Below are 14,876 nucleotides of genomic sequence, written 5' to 3'. Positions count from 1 at the left end.
AAAAAAAAATCCCTCTTGCGAGGGATTTTGGGTAACTCAGCGCCATTGGCACTGGGAATGAGGTCGGTACAGGGTAAAGTTAACTATATAATAATCTTATAAAACCATTTCTGGTACTTCACCGTCAACAAGTAATTTACCTGCTGTTTTGCTAATAATTTCATCTACAGATACACCAGGTGCACGCTCTATTAAATGAAATGCGCCGTCTTTAACTTCTAAAACGGCTAAATCTGTTACTATTTTCTTTACGCAATTTACACCGGTAAGCGGTAAACTACATGATTCAAGAAGCTTAGATTCACCATGCTTACTGGCATGGGTCATTGTAACAATTATATTTTTTGCGCCAGCAACTAAGTCCATTGCGCCGCCCATGCCTTTAATAAGCTTTTTGGGGATCATCCATGACGCGATGTTACCGCTCTGGTCAACTTCAAAAGCACCAAGAACTGTTAAGTCTACATGACCACCCCGTATCATGGCAAAACTATCTGCACTATTAAATATGGCAGCACCTGTGGCTGCTGTCACGGTTTCTTTACCCGCGTTAATCATATCAGCATCAAGCTCAGCTTTAGTTGGGTATTGCCCCATACCTAATAGGCCATTTTCTGACTGTAGCATAACTTCAATATCATCAGGTACATAGTTTGCGACGAGTGTCGGAATTCCTATGCCCAAATTAACGTAGTAACCATCTTGTAGTTCTTGCGCAACGCGCATTGCAACTTGTTCACGTGATAATGCCATTACTTTGCTCCTGCTTAATCTCGTGTTGTTACACGTTCAATGCGTTTTTCAAAGTTACCTTTAATCACGCGATTTACATAAATGCCAGGGGTGTGGATTTGGCTTGGTTCAAGTTCACCCGGCTCGACGATTTCTTCCACTTCTGCCACAGTAATTTTTCCTGCTGTTGCAGCCATTGGGTTAAAGTTCATTGCTGTGTGTCTAAATACCAGGTTTCCATACCGGTCAGCCTTCCACGCTTTCACAATGGCAAATTCACCAGTGATAGACTCTTCTAAAATGTAAGGGCGACCATCAAATTCTTTTACATCTTTACCCTCTGCAACGGGCGTACCGTAACCTGTAGCGGTATAAAATGCGGGAATACCGGCACCACCAGCGCGCATTTTTTCTGCAAGTGTTCCTTGTGGCGTAAGCTCAACATCTATTTCGCCATTTAATAATTGCTGCTCAAATAGGGCGTTTTCTCCAACATACGAGGCAATTACTTTTTTTATTTGTTTATCTTGCAATAAAATACCTAAACCAAAATCATCAACACCGCAGTTGTTAGATACAACGGTTAACTCTTTTGTGTTCATCTTTTTAATTTGCTTTATTAAACCTTCAGGTATTCCACATAAACCAAAACCACCGGCAATAATGGTATCACCGTCTTTCAACCCTTCCATTGCAGCTTCGTAGCTTGAAACCACCTTATCAAAACCGGCCATGAGTCTCTCCTCATTGAGTGCTAAATTTTGTTAACTATTTACCTTCGTTTTACACTTACTTAAGTAATATATAGGCTAAAAAGTAGTTAACACGTAAGTGTGTCATTGTTGTTTTTTGTGCAGCGCTACAGAAACTTTACTTACTGGCGTTTTGTTAAGCGCATCAGTAATGGCCCAACCTGCATCAACAAGCCTTTGTAAATCAATTCCATGGTTTATGCCAAGGCCATCAAGTAAGTAAACGACATCTTCAGTGGCAACATTTCCTGACGCGCCTTTAGCATAAGGGCACCCACCAAGGCCGGCAACTGCTGCGTCAACCGTTGATATTCCTAGGCTTAGCGCTGCGTAAATATTTGTGAGCGCTTGCCCGTAGGTATCATGAAAATGCACTGCAAGCCGGTTGTTGTCTATGTGCATTAACAGTAATTCTATGAGTTGAGTTACTTTTTTTGCGGTACCTACGCCAATCGTGTCTCCAAGGCTTACTTCGTAACAGCCTAAATCTAATAGCTTTTGTGTTACATCAAGCACAGCCTTAGCGTCTATGTCTCCTTCGTAAGGACAGCCAAGTACACAACTTACGTAACCACGAACACGAATATTATGCTCTTTTGCAAAGTTCATAACTTCACTGAAGCGTGTGATACTTTCGTCAATAGAGCAGTTGATGTTTTTTTTACAGAACGACTCGCTTGCGGCGGTAAAAATTGCAAACTCTTTAATACCAGCGTCATGGGCCGCGTGCGCACCTTTCAAGTTTGGTGTCAGCGCGCTTAAGTTAATATTTGGTAAGTTAAGTGCGTTAATCACATCTGCCGAGTCTGCCATTTGTGGTACCCATTTAGGGGATACAAACGCACCTGCTTCTATATCTTTTAAACCGGCTTGTGCAAGGGCATTAATCAGTGAAATTTTATCCTGAGTATTTACCAAACTCTCGTTTTGTAGGCCGTCACGCGCACCCACCTCAACAATACGAACCGAATCAGGAAAGGCACTCATTAGGCACCTTCCTGTTGTGTGGTATCTTCAACAATGGCGAGTAGGGCACCGTGAGATACCAATTCACCTTCGCCAAAACAATAGCTTTGTAAAATGCCATCGTGTGGCGCATTGAGGGTGTATTCCATTTTCATAGCTTCAATGATCACAACAGGATCGCCTTTGCTAATCGTACTGCCAACATTAACCAAATGTTTAACCACGGTGCCATTGAGTGGTGCTGCTAGTGGCAATGCATCACTTTCATGTGAACTTATGTAATGTTTATTAATGAGTTCAAGGTTAATTTGTAGTGCTTTATTCATAACCGTAATGGCGTCATTACAGTGTGAGACATGAGCAATATGCTTATTGCCATCAATAAATACAGTACAAACGCCTTTAATGGCTGTCCCTTGAAGATTAAATACCGTGTTGTTATGGGTAATGTTGAACCCTTCAGATGTTTTAATCGCACTCAGCTGCAAATCTTTAAAAGGCACTTTAATGATGCGTGGAGAATTTAAGTTAAATCCGTTAAGTTGCTGCCATGGGCTACCATTGCTTTGCTGAGCTTGCTCATTATTCAAAGAGCATAAGTACGCAAATGCACCTATGAGCTCACTAGATTGTAAAAGCGCACCATCAACGGCAACTAAAGAGTCGCCTTGCTCTGCAATAAAGTGTGTACTTGGCGCGCCCTGGTTAAAAGTAGGGTGATGAGCTAAGTTACTTAAAAAGCCAATGTTGGTACTAAAACCCGCCAAATGAAATTCCCCAAGTGCTTGGCGTAAACGCCCTAATGCTTGCTCGCGGTTATCATCATGTACTATTAGCTTTGCAATCATTGGGTCGTAATAGGGGCTGATTTCATCGCCTTGTTCAATGCCGGTATCTATGCGTACAAACTCACTATTAAGCGGAGTATTTAACGATTCAATTACGCCTGAACAAGGAATAAAGTCGTTGCTTGGATCTTCTGCGTAAATTCGCGCTTCAAAGCTGTGGCCTTGTAGTTGTATGTCAGATTGCGTTAAAGGCAAGGTATCCCCGGCTGCTATATTGATTTGCCAATTCACTAAATCTACACCGGTTACCATTTCGGTTACTGGGTGTTCTACTTGTAGGCGTGTGTTCATTTCCATAAAGAAAAACTCATCGCCACACAGCAAAAACTCAACAGTACCTGCACCGCGGTAATTTATAGCCAAAGCACAGCGTACTGCGGCTTCACCCATTTCTTTTCGTAATGTGTCACTTAAACCCGGAGCTGGCGCTTCTTCAATTACTTTTTGATGACGACGTTGTAAAGAACAGTCTCTATCACCTAAATAAACACAGTTACCGTGATTATCTGCAAACACCTGTACTTCAACATGGCGAGGCTGGTTAACATAGCGCTCTAGCAGTACTAAGTCATTACCAAAGCCTGCTATAGCTTCACGCTGTGCGCCTTCAAGAGCACTCATGAAATCTTTAGCTTGCTCAACAACGCGCATACCTTTACCACCGCCCCCAAAAGCCGCTTTGATCAGAACTGGATAGCCAATTTTTTCGGCCTCAGATTGTAAAAAGGCAGGGTCTTGATTATCACCATAATAGCCAGGCACTAACGGTACATTTGCTTCAGCCATTATTTCTTTAGCGCGGGTTTTAGAGCCCATGGCTTCTATGCTGCTTGCAAGTGGGCCAATAAACGCAATGTTGTTAGCTTCACAGGCTTTAGCAAACTCGCTGTTTTCAGATAAAAAACCATACCCTGGGTGAATACAATCTGCGCCGCTATTTTTGGCTACTTGTAAAATTTTATCGGTTACAAGGTACGAGTCTTTACTCGGAGCAGGCCCAATATGGTAAGCCTCATCAGCCATTTTTACATGTTGTGCGTGTTTGTCGGCGTCAGAATAAACGGCTACAGTCGTTAACCCCATTTGCTTTGCACTGCGCATGATACGGCACGCAATTTCACCTCGGTTGGCAATGAGTATCTTTTTTAAAGTGTGTGTGTTCATAATTAATCCTACAGTTGCCAAGCGGGTGGGCGTTTATCAAAAAAAGCACTAAGCCCTTCTTGGCCTTCATCAGATACACGGATCTTTGCAATCCGTTCGGCCGTAAGCTCAATAAGTTGTTCACTAATAGGCTTGTTTGCCACATCATTAATTAAAGCTTTAGCGGCTTTGACTGCAACAGGGCCGTTATCAATCAGTGTTTGTAGCATGTTATCAAGAGCGCAGTCTAAATTGCCGGTTACTTGATGAACTAATCCAAGTTGTTTGGCTGTGTGGGCATCAAACACCTCAGCAGTTAAAAAATATCTGCGAGCAGCACGCTCACCTATGGCTTTAATTACATACGGGCTAATTACCGCAGGAATAAGCCCAAGTTTCACCTCACTTAAGCAAAACTGAGCATCATCTTTACACAGTGCAATATCGCAACAGGCAATTAAGCCTAGCGCACCACCAAATGCAGCGCCCTGAACAGCACACACGGTTGGGTGGGGGCTGGTGGCTAAAACCTGCATTAGTTTTGCAAGTTGCATAGAGTCGGCCAGGTTATCGGCATAATTGTTATCAGCCATGGATTTCATCCAGGCTAAGTCTGCCCCGGCTGAAAAGTGTTTGCCTTCTGTTTTTAACACAAGCGCTTTTATATCGAGCGTATTAGCATGTTCAATGCATTGAATTAATTCGTGTATTACTTCGCTATTAAATGCGTTTCTTTTTTCAGGGCGGCTTAAAACAAGTACAGCCACATTAGATTTTGTTATTTGTAGTGTTACTGACATTTACTGCGCTCCGGTTACATTCTAAATACGCCAAATTGAGAATCTTGCGCTGGTGCATTCTTAGCAGCACTTAAGGCAAGTCCTAATACGTTACGTGTGTCGGCTGGGTCAATAATACCGTCGTCCCACAAACGCGCGCTGGCATAATATGGGTGGCCTTGCTCCTCGTATTGCTCAATAATTGGCTTTTTAAACTCGCCAATTTGCTCATCGGTCATACTTTGGCCTTTTCGCGCTAAGCCGTCTTGCTTAACTTGGGCCATTACCCCTGCGGCTTGCTCGCCGCCCATGACTGAAATACGGGCATTAGGCCACATCCACATCATGGTGGGTTCAAATGCGCGGCCACACATACCGTAGTTACCAGCGCCATAAGAGCCGCCAATTAGTACCGTAAATTTAGGTACATCGGCACACGAAACCGCCATCACCATTTTAGCGCCGTGTTTTGCTATACCTTCGGCTTCGTATTTTTTACCTACCATAAAGCCGGTAATATTTTGTAAAAAAACCAATGGGATATTGCGTTGTGCACACAGTTGAATAAAGTGTGCGCCTTTTTGAGCAGACTCGCTGAATAAAATGCCGTTATTAGCCACTATGCCAACAGGGTTACCGTAAATGCTTGCAAAACCAGTTACCAACGTTTCACCAAAGTAGCGTTTAAATTCATCAAACGATGAATCATCAACTGTTCGGGCAATAACTTCTCGTACGTCAAATGGCTTTTTAAGGTCGGTACCTACAATGCCGTAAAGTTCGCTTATATCGTACCGAGGCGCTTTTATATCTTTTAATAACGGTGCAGTAGGGCGTGTGTAATTAATGCGTTCAATACATTGGCGCGCAATAGACAGTGCATGCTCGTCGTTTTCAGCAAAATGGTCAGCCACCCCTGATGTTTTACAATGAACGTCTGCCCCACCTAGCTCTTCAGCTGTCACTTCTTCACCTGTTGCCGCTTTTACAAGCGGCGGGCCTGCTAAAAATATGGTGCCTTGTTCTTTTACTATTATGCTTTCATCTGCCATAGCCGGTACATAAGCACCACCAGCAGTACATAACCCCATTACCACTGCAATTTGAGGAATGCCTTTACCTGACATTCGAGCTTGATTGTAAAAAATACGGCCAAAATGTAATTTATCGGGAAATACATCATCTTGCTCAGGTAGGTTAGCACCGCCAGAATCAACCAAATAAATACACGGTAAATGGCATCGCTCTGCAATGTCTTGTGCTCGCAAATGTTTTTTAACAGTAAGCGGAAAGTAGGTGCCGCCTTTAACCGTGGCATCGTTTGCAATGATCATGCATTCGATGCCTTTTACACGGCCAATACCAGCTACGACACCTGCGCACGGGATAGCTTGCTCATAGACGCCAAATGCAGCGAATTGAGAAATTTCTAAAAATGGTGAACCTTCGTCAATTAGCGTACTAATACGATCGCGTACAAATAATTTACCGCGACCTTCGTGGCGCTCTTTTAAAGCAGTCCCACCACCTAAGCTTATTGTGGCAACTTTATCGCGTAAATCATCCACTAGCGCCGACATGTTCTTATGATTTTGCACAAAAGTAGGATCGTGTGGATTAACGCTCGATTTTAAAATCGTCATAATCTAATCCTTAGCGGCTTTCAGTGAAAAGTTCGCGACCAATTAGCATGCGGCGAATTTCAGACGTGCCGGCGCCAATTTCGTATAGTTTAGCGTCACGTAGTAATCGACCCGTTGCGTATTCGTTTATGTAGCCGTTTCCACCTAGTATTTGAATCGCATCCAGTGCCATTTTGGTTGCCAATTCGGCGGCATATAAAATGGCGCCAGCAGCATCTTTACGTGTGGTTTCACCGCGGTCACAGGCTTTAGCTACCGTGTAAACATATGAACGAGCAGCGTTCATTTGTGTGTACATATCGGCAACCTTGCCCTGAATAAGCTGAAATTGCCCAATAGGGGTATCAAACTGTTTACGCTCATGAATGTAAGGCACAACAATATCCATACATGCTTGCATAATACCAAGGGGGCCTGCTGCCAATACAACACGTTCGTAATCTAGGCCGCTCATAAGTACTTTTACGCCTTCGTTTAAGTTACCTAGAATGTTTTCTTCAGGCACTTCACAGTTTTCAAATACTAACTCACAGGTGTTTGAACCACGCATGCCAAGTTTGTCGAGCTTTTGTGCGGTTGAAAAACCAGGGAACGTCTTCTCTACTATAAATGCAGTGATCCCTTTAGCACCGGCGTTTAAATCTGTTTTAGCGTAAATAACCAGTGTGTCTGCATCCGGGCCATTGGTGATCCACATTTTATTGCCGTTCAAAATGTACTTATCGCCTTTTTTCTCAGCTTTAAGTTTCATCGATACCACGTCAGAGCCCGCATTAGGCTCACTCATAGCAAGCGCACCAATGTGTTCACCGCTGATAAGTTTTGGAAGGTATTTTTCTTTTTGTGCTTGTGAACCATTACGGTTGATTTGATTAACACACAGGTTTGAATGCGCACCGTAGCTCAAGCCAATAGATGCACTTGCGCGGCTAATTTCTTCCATTGCTATAACATGCTCTAAATAGCCTAAGCCAGCACCACCAAACTCTTCAGGAACGGTCATGCCTAACACGCCCATTTCGCCCATTTGCGGCCAAAGTTGATTTGGAAATGTATTGTCAATGTCGGTTTGTTCAGCTAGTGGCGCAATTTCTTGGCTTGAAAAACTATTTACATGGTCGCGGATCATATCGGCGGTTTCGCCAAGACCAAAGTTCATCTCTTTATAAAGTGAAATAGTGCTCATGATTCATTCCTGTGTGAGTGTGTGTTATCAGTGTGTTTTTATTTTAAAAATAAACTACTCGTCTATTTTATTCAGTGTGTCTCTACAGCGTCGTTCTGCGGTTACCAGTTCCATTAGGACAACTTTAATATCGTCCATTTGCTGCGAAAGGTCGGCTTTTTTCTCTGAAATCAGATCTAGCATAGTGACTAGTTGTTTAGCGCTTGATTTATCAGCGTCATACAGTTCAAACAAACGGCCCGTTTCGGCAAGCGTAAAGCCTAGGCGTTTACCCCGTAAAATGAGCTTTAAGCGCACTTTGTCGCGCTTTGAGTAAATACGTGTTTGCCCATTACGCTCAGGTGATAAAAGCCCTTGGTCTTCATAAAAGCGTATAGAGCGAGTTGTAATGTCAAACTCTTTAGCTAAATCGCTAATGCTGAAAGTTTGTTCATTACTGGTCGGTATAGTGGCGGAACTTGCAAAGTTTGTTTGATTATCTGGTTTCATAATTGTAATTACCTCATTCGAATAACTCCAATATAAGTGAAGTTTACGTAAAGGTAAAGCGATGGCTGGTGTGAAATAAATATAAGCGAAGTGGTTTGCAGTATTTGTAATTTAAATTATTTAATTACAATGACTTAATTTTAACTTAGATTGTAAGAGCCAAAGGTGGCAAAGAAACCTTACAGATAAGAAAGTATAATTTTAACGGTTTTTAGTTGACGTTAGCGTAAACGTTAGTATTGTGTATGCTTATTAAATAATAATTTAAAACACAATTAATAGAGTAAATATTCTAACAACTATTTACCCTTAAATACAATGGAGTTAGCTATGTCTTTAGAATCAGTGGTAATTGTAGCAGCAAAACGTACGCCTATGGGTGGCTTTATGGGCGGGCTAAGCGATGCTCAGTCTACTGAATTAGGTGCAACGGCTATTAAAAGTGCATTAGCGCAAACTGGTTTAAACACCGATGCAATTGACGAAGTAATTATGGGCTGTGTACTCCCTGCTGGTTTAGGCCAAGCGCCAGCTCGTCAAGCAATGTTAAAAGCAGGGCTAGCATTAAGTACCGGGGCTACCACCATTAATAAAGTATGTGGTTCAGGTTTAAAAGCCGCCATGCTTGCTAACGATTTAATTAAAGCAGGCTCTATAGAAACAGCTATTGCTGGTGGTATGGAAAGTATGACCAACGCCCCTTACTTTATTCCAAAAGCGCGTGGCGGAATGAGAATGGGCCACGGTGAAATTAAAGATCACATGATGAGTGATGGCCTTGAAGATGCATACGACAATAAAGCCATGGGTTGTTTTGCACAAGATACCGCCGACGAATATGGCATTGGCCGTGAGCAAATGGATAATTTTGCACTCAGCTCATTCAGCAAAGCGAATGCCGCAATTGCAAACGGCAGCTTTGAAAACGAAATAGCACCGCACACAATTCAAACACGAAAAGGCGATGTAACGGTATCGGTTGATGAGCAACCAGGTAATGCACGCCCAGAAAAAATTCCAAGTTTACGTGCAGCCTTTAAAAAAGACGGCACTATAACAGCTGCTAACTCATCATCTATTTCGGATGGTGGCGCAGCCCTCGTTTTAATGACTGAGTCAAAAGCAAAAGCACACGGTTTAACACCCCTTTGTAAAATTGTAGCGCACAGCACACATTCTCAAAAACCGAGCGAATTTACGGTAGCACCAGTAGGTGCAATGAACAATGTGCTCGAAAAAGCCGGTTGGACAACAACTGATGTAGACCTTTGGGAAATTAACGAAGCATTTGCCATGGTAACAATGCTTGCAATAAACGAGCTTAAGCTTGATGAAAGCAAAGTAAATGTTAACGGTGGGGCATGTGCACTTGGCCACCCAATTGGTGCCAGTGGCGCACGTATTTTGGTTACGCTTATTCACGCTCTTAAAAACCGAGGCCTTAAAAAAGGCGTTGCTTCTTTATGTATTGGTGGCGGTGAAGCCGTTGCAATGGCAGTAGAAGCTTACTAAGTACCAATCACATTAAAAATACGCAGCAACATAACAATAATAAAGCTGCGTTATTTTTAAAACTAACACACTAATACAATAGGATTTAACCATGCACCAAGTTCCACTATTAATAGATGGCGAATTTATTCAATCGGCTTCAAAAGAATTAATCGATGTTATAAACCCAGCAAACCAAGAGGTTTTAGCTCAGGTTCCTTGTAGCACCGATGCAGAAATGGATGCGGCAATTGCTTCAGCCTCTGAAACATTTAAAACATGGAAAGATGTGCCAATTACTGAGCGTGCCCGCATTATGATGAAATACGCCGCGCTTTTAAAAGAACACCATGATGAACTAGCCACTATTATTTGCCACGAACTAGGTAAAACCTTTGAAGATGCTAAAGGTGATGTATGGCGAGGTATTGAAGTTGTCGAACAAGCAGCTAATGCACCTTCGCTGATGATGGGCGAAACAATGGAGAACGTAGCGCGCAAAATCGATACTTATTCTTACATGCAGCCATTGGGTGTGTGTGCAGGTGTTACGCCGTTTAACTTTCCGGCAATGATCCCACTTTGGATGTTTCCGCTGGCAATAGTATGTGGTAACACATTTATATTAAAACCTTCAGAGCAAGATCCACTAACGCCAATGCGTTTAGCTGAGCTATTTATTGAAGCGGGTGCACCTAAAGGCGTTCTGCAAATTGTACATGGTACAAAACCGCAGGTAGACCGGTTATTAGAAGATAAAGCCGTTCGTGCTATTTCGTTTGTAGGCTCGTGTGGTGTAGGTGCCTATATTTATTCAAAAGGCACACAAAACCTTAAGCGTGTTCAAGCCTGTGTAGGTGCAAAAAACCATATGGTAATTATGCCAGATGCGAGTAAATCGCATGTTGTAAATAACCTTGTTGGTGCATCTGTTGGTGCCGCAGGGCAGCGTTGTATGGGTATTTCGGTAGCTGTATTTGTTGGTCAAGCAAGTGATTGGGTAGATGAAATAAAAGCAGGCTTTGAAAAAGTACGCCCAGGTTTATGGGATGACAAAGACGCAGCCTACGGCCCACAAACGTCAAAAGCAGCAAAAGAGCGAATTTTATCGCTTATTGCAAGCGGTAAAAAACAAGGCGCGACCTGTTTAATAGATGGCTCTGACTTTACCGTAGAAGGTTACGAGCAAGGTAACTGGGTTGGCCCAACTTTATTTACAGACGTTACAAAAGAAATGGACTTATACAAAGAAGAGATTTTTGGTCCTGTTTTGGCTTGTATGTTTGTAGACACATTAGAAGAAGCTATCGCCTTAATTAACGAAAGCCCTTACGGTAATGGCACCTCGCTATTTACTTCAAGCGGTGCAGTTGCACGTAAATTCCAACACGAAATAGAAGTAGGCCAAGTAGGAATTAATGTTCCTATTCCTGTGCCACTGCCGTTCTTCTCATTTACCGGATGGAAAGGCTCTTTTTATGGCGATACTCATACGTATGGTAAGCAAGGTATTCGTTTTTACACAGAAACCAAAACCATTACCTCACGTTGGTTTGAAGACGATATAGCGTCAGGCCCAAACATGAGCATTAACTTAAAATAACTAATAAACACACACAAAAAATAATAACAAAGACGGGCGCGAAGGTTTTTCACACACATAAATATGCCTTCGCCGCTCTTCACTCATAATCCCAATACGGGAAAACCGACAACACACAACTAAAGAGGTCTACCATGGACTTTAACTTATCAGAAGACCAACAAGCCTTTGCACAAACTGCTCGCCAATTTGCCGAGTCAGAGCTTGCACCTCACGCGGCTAAATGGGATCGCGAACATATTTTTCCTAAAGATACGATAAAAGCAGCCGGTGAGTTAGGCTTTTGTGGTTTATACACACCAGAGGACGCGGGCGGCCTTGGTTTATCACGTTTAGACTCAAGCATTATTTTTGAACAACTTGCACTAGGGTGTACGGCAACCACTGCCATGCTCACTATTCATAATATGGCTACCTGGATGGTTGCAAGTTTTGGTACAGACGCAATAAAAGATCAATATGTAGACCAATTAGTTATGGGTGAGTTATTAGCATCATACTGCTTAACCGAGCCTGGTTCTGGTTCAGATGCAGCTTCACTTAAAACAAAAGCAGTACGCGATGGCGACGAATACGTTATTAACGGTTCTAAAATGTTTATATCGGGCGCAGGCGAAACCGAAGTGCTAGTGGTCATGGCGCGTACTGGTGGCGAAGGCGCTGCGGGTATTTCTGCGTTTGTTGTACCGGCCGATGCAAAAGGCGTTGAATACGGCAAAGCAGAAGAAAAAATGGGGTGGAATGCACAGCCTACACGACTAATAAGCTTTGAAGATGTGCGTATTCCTGCACATAACTTACTTGGTGCAGAAGGCGAAGGTTTTAAGTTTGCAATGCAAGGGCTAGATGGCGGGCGTATTAATATTGCCACCTGTTCAATTGGTACCGCACAAGCGGCCTTAAATACAGCACGTGAATACCTCAAAGAGCGCTCACAATTTGGTAAACCGCTGGCTGCTTTTCAAGCGTTACAATTTAAAATTGCTGATATGAACACAGAGCTTGTAGCGGCGCGCCAAATGGTAAGGCTTGCGGCATTTAAACTTGATACTGGCGACAGCGAAAAAACTACTTATTGTGCTATGGCCAAACGCTTTGCAACCGATGTTGGTTTTACAGTGTGTAATGAAGCACTTCAAATACATGGTGGTTATGGTTACATAAAAGAATACCCATTAGAGCGCCATGTACGTGACGTGCGCGTTCATCAAATACTTGAAGGCACAAACGAAATAATGCGTGTGATTATTGCGCGTCGAATTTTAGCTGAATCAGCAAGCGAAATATTATAAGGAGCACGGTATGTCTGAATCAAAACCAAGCATTGAGTTAACAACCGAAGGCCATGTTGCTATTTTAACGATGTCTAACCCGCCAGCGAATACCTGGACAAAAGACACCTTAATTGATTTAAAAAATAAAGTTAACGCGCTTAATAACAATAAAAACATTTATGCCTTAGTGCTAACGGGTGAAGGCGATAAGTTTTTTAGCGCAGGCGCCGACCTTAATGTATTTGCAAGTGGTGACAAAGGTATTGCTGCAGACATGTCGCGTGTATTTGGCGAAGCGTTTGAAGCATTAACTAATTTTAGAGGCGTGTCGGTTGCTGCTATTAATGGCTATGCGATGGGCGGCGGTTTAGAGGTTGCATTAGCGTGTGATATACGCGTTGCTGAACAACAAGCGCAAATGGCACTCCCTGAGGCAAAAGTCGGTTTATTGCCGTGTGCAGGTGGCACGCAAAATTTAGCATGGTTAGTGGGCGAAGGCTGGGCTAAACGCATGATTTTGTGCGGCGAGCGCTTAAAAGCTGATAAGGCACTACACATTGGATTAGTCGAAGAGGTTGTTGGCCAAGGTGAGAGTTTTGCTGCTGCGCTTAATCTTGCAAACCAAGTAAGCGAGCAAAGCCCTAGCTCGGTTGCGGCATGTAAAACATTGATTCAAAAAGGGCGCCACCAACCCATGGCGAGCGTTTTACCATTAGAGCGCGAACTATTTGTTGGTTTATTTGATACTGATGATCAAAAAGAAGGCGTAAATGCCTTTTTAGAAAAGCGCAAAGCAAAATGGGTAAATGGCTAATGAGTGATTTAACCTTATTAAATAAAGCGGATGATTCAGTACTTTTTGAGACGGCAACCGCAGCCAACGGCCGTTTAATTGGGCTTATTACACTAAACGCACCTAAATCGTTAAATGCGCTTAATTTTAACATGATCAAATTGCTTACTCCTCAACTAAAGGCATGGGCAAACGACGATGCCATCGCAATGGTTATTTTAAAAGGGGCAGGAGAAAAAGCGTTTTGTGCTGGTGGCGATGTAGTAAGCCTTCATCATGCAATGGCACAAGGTGAACCAACAAGCTTAGTTGAAGAGTTTTTTACCCAAGAATATAAGCTCGATTACCTTATACATACCTACGTTAAACCTATTCTTGTTTGGGGAAACGGGATTGTAATGGGAGGCGGTTTAGGGCTAATGGCTGGCGCAAGCCACCGTGTTGTTACCGAAACCTCACGTATTGCAATGCCAGAACAAACAATAGGTTTATACCCCGATGTAGGCGGCAGCTATTTTTTGCATAAAATGCCCAAAAGTGTTGGCTTGTTTTTAGGGTTAACGTCAGCGTCTATTAATTGCGACGATGCGTGTTTTGTATCACTTGCCGATCACTTTATTGACAGCGGTAAATACAACGACATGCTAAACACTATTTTAGCTACAAGCTGGAGTAAGAGTGCAAGCGAAAACCACACGGTGCTAACTAATTTACTAAATGAGTTAAACGCGCAGTCTGACGATATGCCAATAGGAAACGTTAGCGCTAATTTAAAAACAATTCAAACACTAGGCAGTTTTGGCTCATTGCAAGAGCAAGTAGATTATTTATTAAATTTAAACACTGATGATAAGTGGTTGCAACGTGCGCAAAAATCGTTAAAACATGGGTGCCCACTCAGCTGTGCATTGGTCAGTGAGCAGCTTAAAGCAAGTGAAGGTAAAACCCTTTTAGACTGCTTTAAAATGGAACTAGGCATGTCGGTAAGAGCCGGTGAAGTAGGTGAGTTCCAAGAAGGCGTTAGAGCACTGTTAATCGATAAAGACGGTGCTCCCAATTGGCAATACCCAACACTCCATGATGTGCCAAGTAGCGTAGTTAATAGCTTTTTTGATAATCGTTACGGCACTAGTCATCCACTTGATGACCTAGACACGGCAACACAAAAATAAAGGAA

The 14,876-nt window shown here is 42.8% G+C and carries 13 protein-coding genes; 5 read left to right on the top strand and 8 right to left on the bottom strand.

Annotated features, from left to right (window positions below; all coding sequences use genetic code 11):
* Positions 1-96 precede the first annotated feature (96 nt).
* The 8 genes from AC27JL_RS09655 to AC27JL_RS09620 all read right to left on the bottom strand — a co-directional run bounded on the left by AC27JL_RS09655 (position 97) and on the right by AC27JL_RS09620 (position 8,538).
* Positions 97-753, bottom strand: coding sequence for a 3-oxoacid CoA-transferase subunit B (locus AC27JL_RS09655; protein WP_487195504.1), 657 nt, complete (start codon positions 751-753; stop codon positions 97-99).
* A 14-nt stretch (positions 754-767) separates the two neighbouring features.
* Positions 768-1,466, bottom strand: coding sequence for a CoA transferase subunit A (locus AC27JL_RS09650; protein WP_006794184.1), 699 nt, complete (start codon positions 1,464-1,466; stop codon positions 768-770).
* Between the two features lie 102 nt (positions 1,467-1,568).
* Positions 1,569-2,471, bottom strand: coding sequence for a hydroxymethylglutaryl-CoA lyase (locus tag AC27JL_RS09645; RefSeq protein WP_487195503.1), 903 nt, complete (start codon positions 2,469-2,471; stop codon positions 1,569-1,571).
* A complete protein-coding gene (locus tag AC27JL_RS09640; protein WP_487195502.1) occupies positions 2,471-4,462 on the bottom strand; it encodes an acetyl/propionyl/methylcrotonyl-CoA carboxylase subunit alpha in 1,992 nt (663 codons plus the stop codon). Before AC27JL_RS09640 ends, AC27JL_RS09645 begins: the two co-directional genes overlap by 1 nt.
* Before the next feature lie 8 nt (positions 4,463-4,470).
* A complete protein-coding gene (locus AC27JL_RS09635; RefSeq protein WP_006794187.1) occupies positions 4,471-5,241 on the bottom strand; it encodes an enoyl-CoA hydratase/isomerase family protein in 771 nt (256 codons plus the stop codon).
* Positions 5,242-5,255: 14 nt separating this feature from the next.
* On the bottom strand, positions 5,256-6,863 hold the full coding sequence (locus AC27JL_RS09630; protein ID WP_487195501.1) for a carboxyl transferase domain-containing protein: 1,608 nt from the start codon (positions 6,861-6,863) through the stop codon (positions 5,256-5,258).
* 10 nt (positions 6,864-6,873) lie between these two features.
* Positions 6,874-8,049: an isovaleryl-CoA dehydrogenase gene (locus AC27JL_RS09625; RefSeq protein WP_008131008.1), complete on the bottom strand. Its 1,176-nt coding sequence runs from the start codon at positions 8,047-8,049 to the stop codon at positions 6,874-6,876.
* Between the two features lie 54 nt (positions 8,050-8,103).
* Positions 8,104-8,538 (bottom strand): MerR family transcriptional regulator, encoded by a 435-nt coding sequence (locus AC27JL_RS09620; protein WP_006794190.1) that lies wholly within the window; start codon positions 8,536-8,538, stop codon positions 8,104-8,106.
* 330 nt (positions 8,539-8,868) lie between these two features.
* On the opposite strand from AC27JL_RS09620, the gene AC27JL_RS09615 reads away from it, so the two are divergent.
* From AC27JL_RS09615 to AC27JL_RS09595, 5 genes are all read left to right on the top strand, one after another.
* Positions 8,869-10,050, top strand: coding sequence for a thiolase family protein (locus tag AC27JL_RS09615; RefSeq protein ID WP_487195500.1), 1,182 nt, complete (start codon positions 8,869-8,871; stop codon positions 10,048-10,050).
* 91 nt (positions 10,051-10,141) lie between these two features.
* On the top strand, positions 10,142-11,632 hold the full coding sequence (locus AC27JL_RS09610; protein WP_487195499.1) for a CoA-acylating methylmalonate-semialdehyde dehydrogenase: 1,491 nt from the start codon (positions 10,142-10,144) through the stop codon (positions 11,630-11,632).
* Positions 11,633-11,766: 134 nt separating this feature from the next.
* Positions 11,767-12,924 (top strand): acyl-CoA dehydrogenase family protein, encoded by a 1,158-nt coding sequence (locus tag AC27JL_RS09605; protein ID WP_039036937.1) that lies wholly within the window; start codon positions 11,767-11,769, stop codon positions 12,922-12,924.
* Between the two features lie 10 nt (positions 12,925-12,934).
* Positions 12,935-13,720 carry an enoyl-CoA hydratase gene (locus AC27JL_RS09600; RefSeq protein WP_010557388.1) on the top strand — a complete coding sequence of 262 codons (786 nt, stop codon included), beginning with the start codon at positions 12,935-12,937 and terminating at the stop codon, positions 13,718-13,720.
* Positions 13,720-14,871 (top strand): enoyl-CoA hydratase/isomerase family protein, encoded by a 1,152-nt coding sequence (locus tag AC27JL_RS09595; RefSeq protein WP_487195498.1) that lies wholly within the window; start codon positions 13,720-13,722, stop codon positions 14,869-14,871. The genes AC27JL_RS09600 and AC27JL_RS09595 overlap by 1 nt, the downstream gene beginning before the upstream one ends.
* The last annotated feature ends 5 nt before the right edge of the window (positions 14,872-14,876 follow it).

Source organism: Pseudoalteromonas sp. 4NS20-0020, from assembly GCF_057554385.1.
The sequence above is the reverse complement of the archived record's forward strand: the minus strand, read 5'-3'. Positions and strand labels throughout refer to the sequence as shown.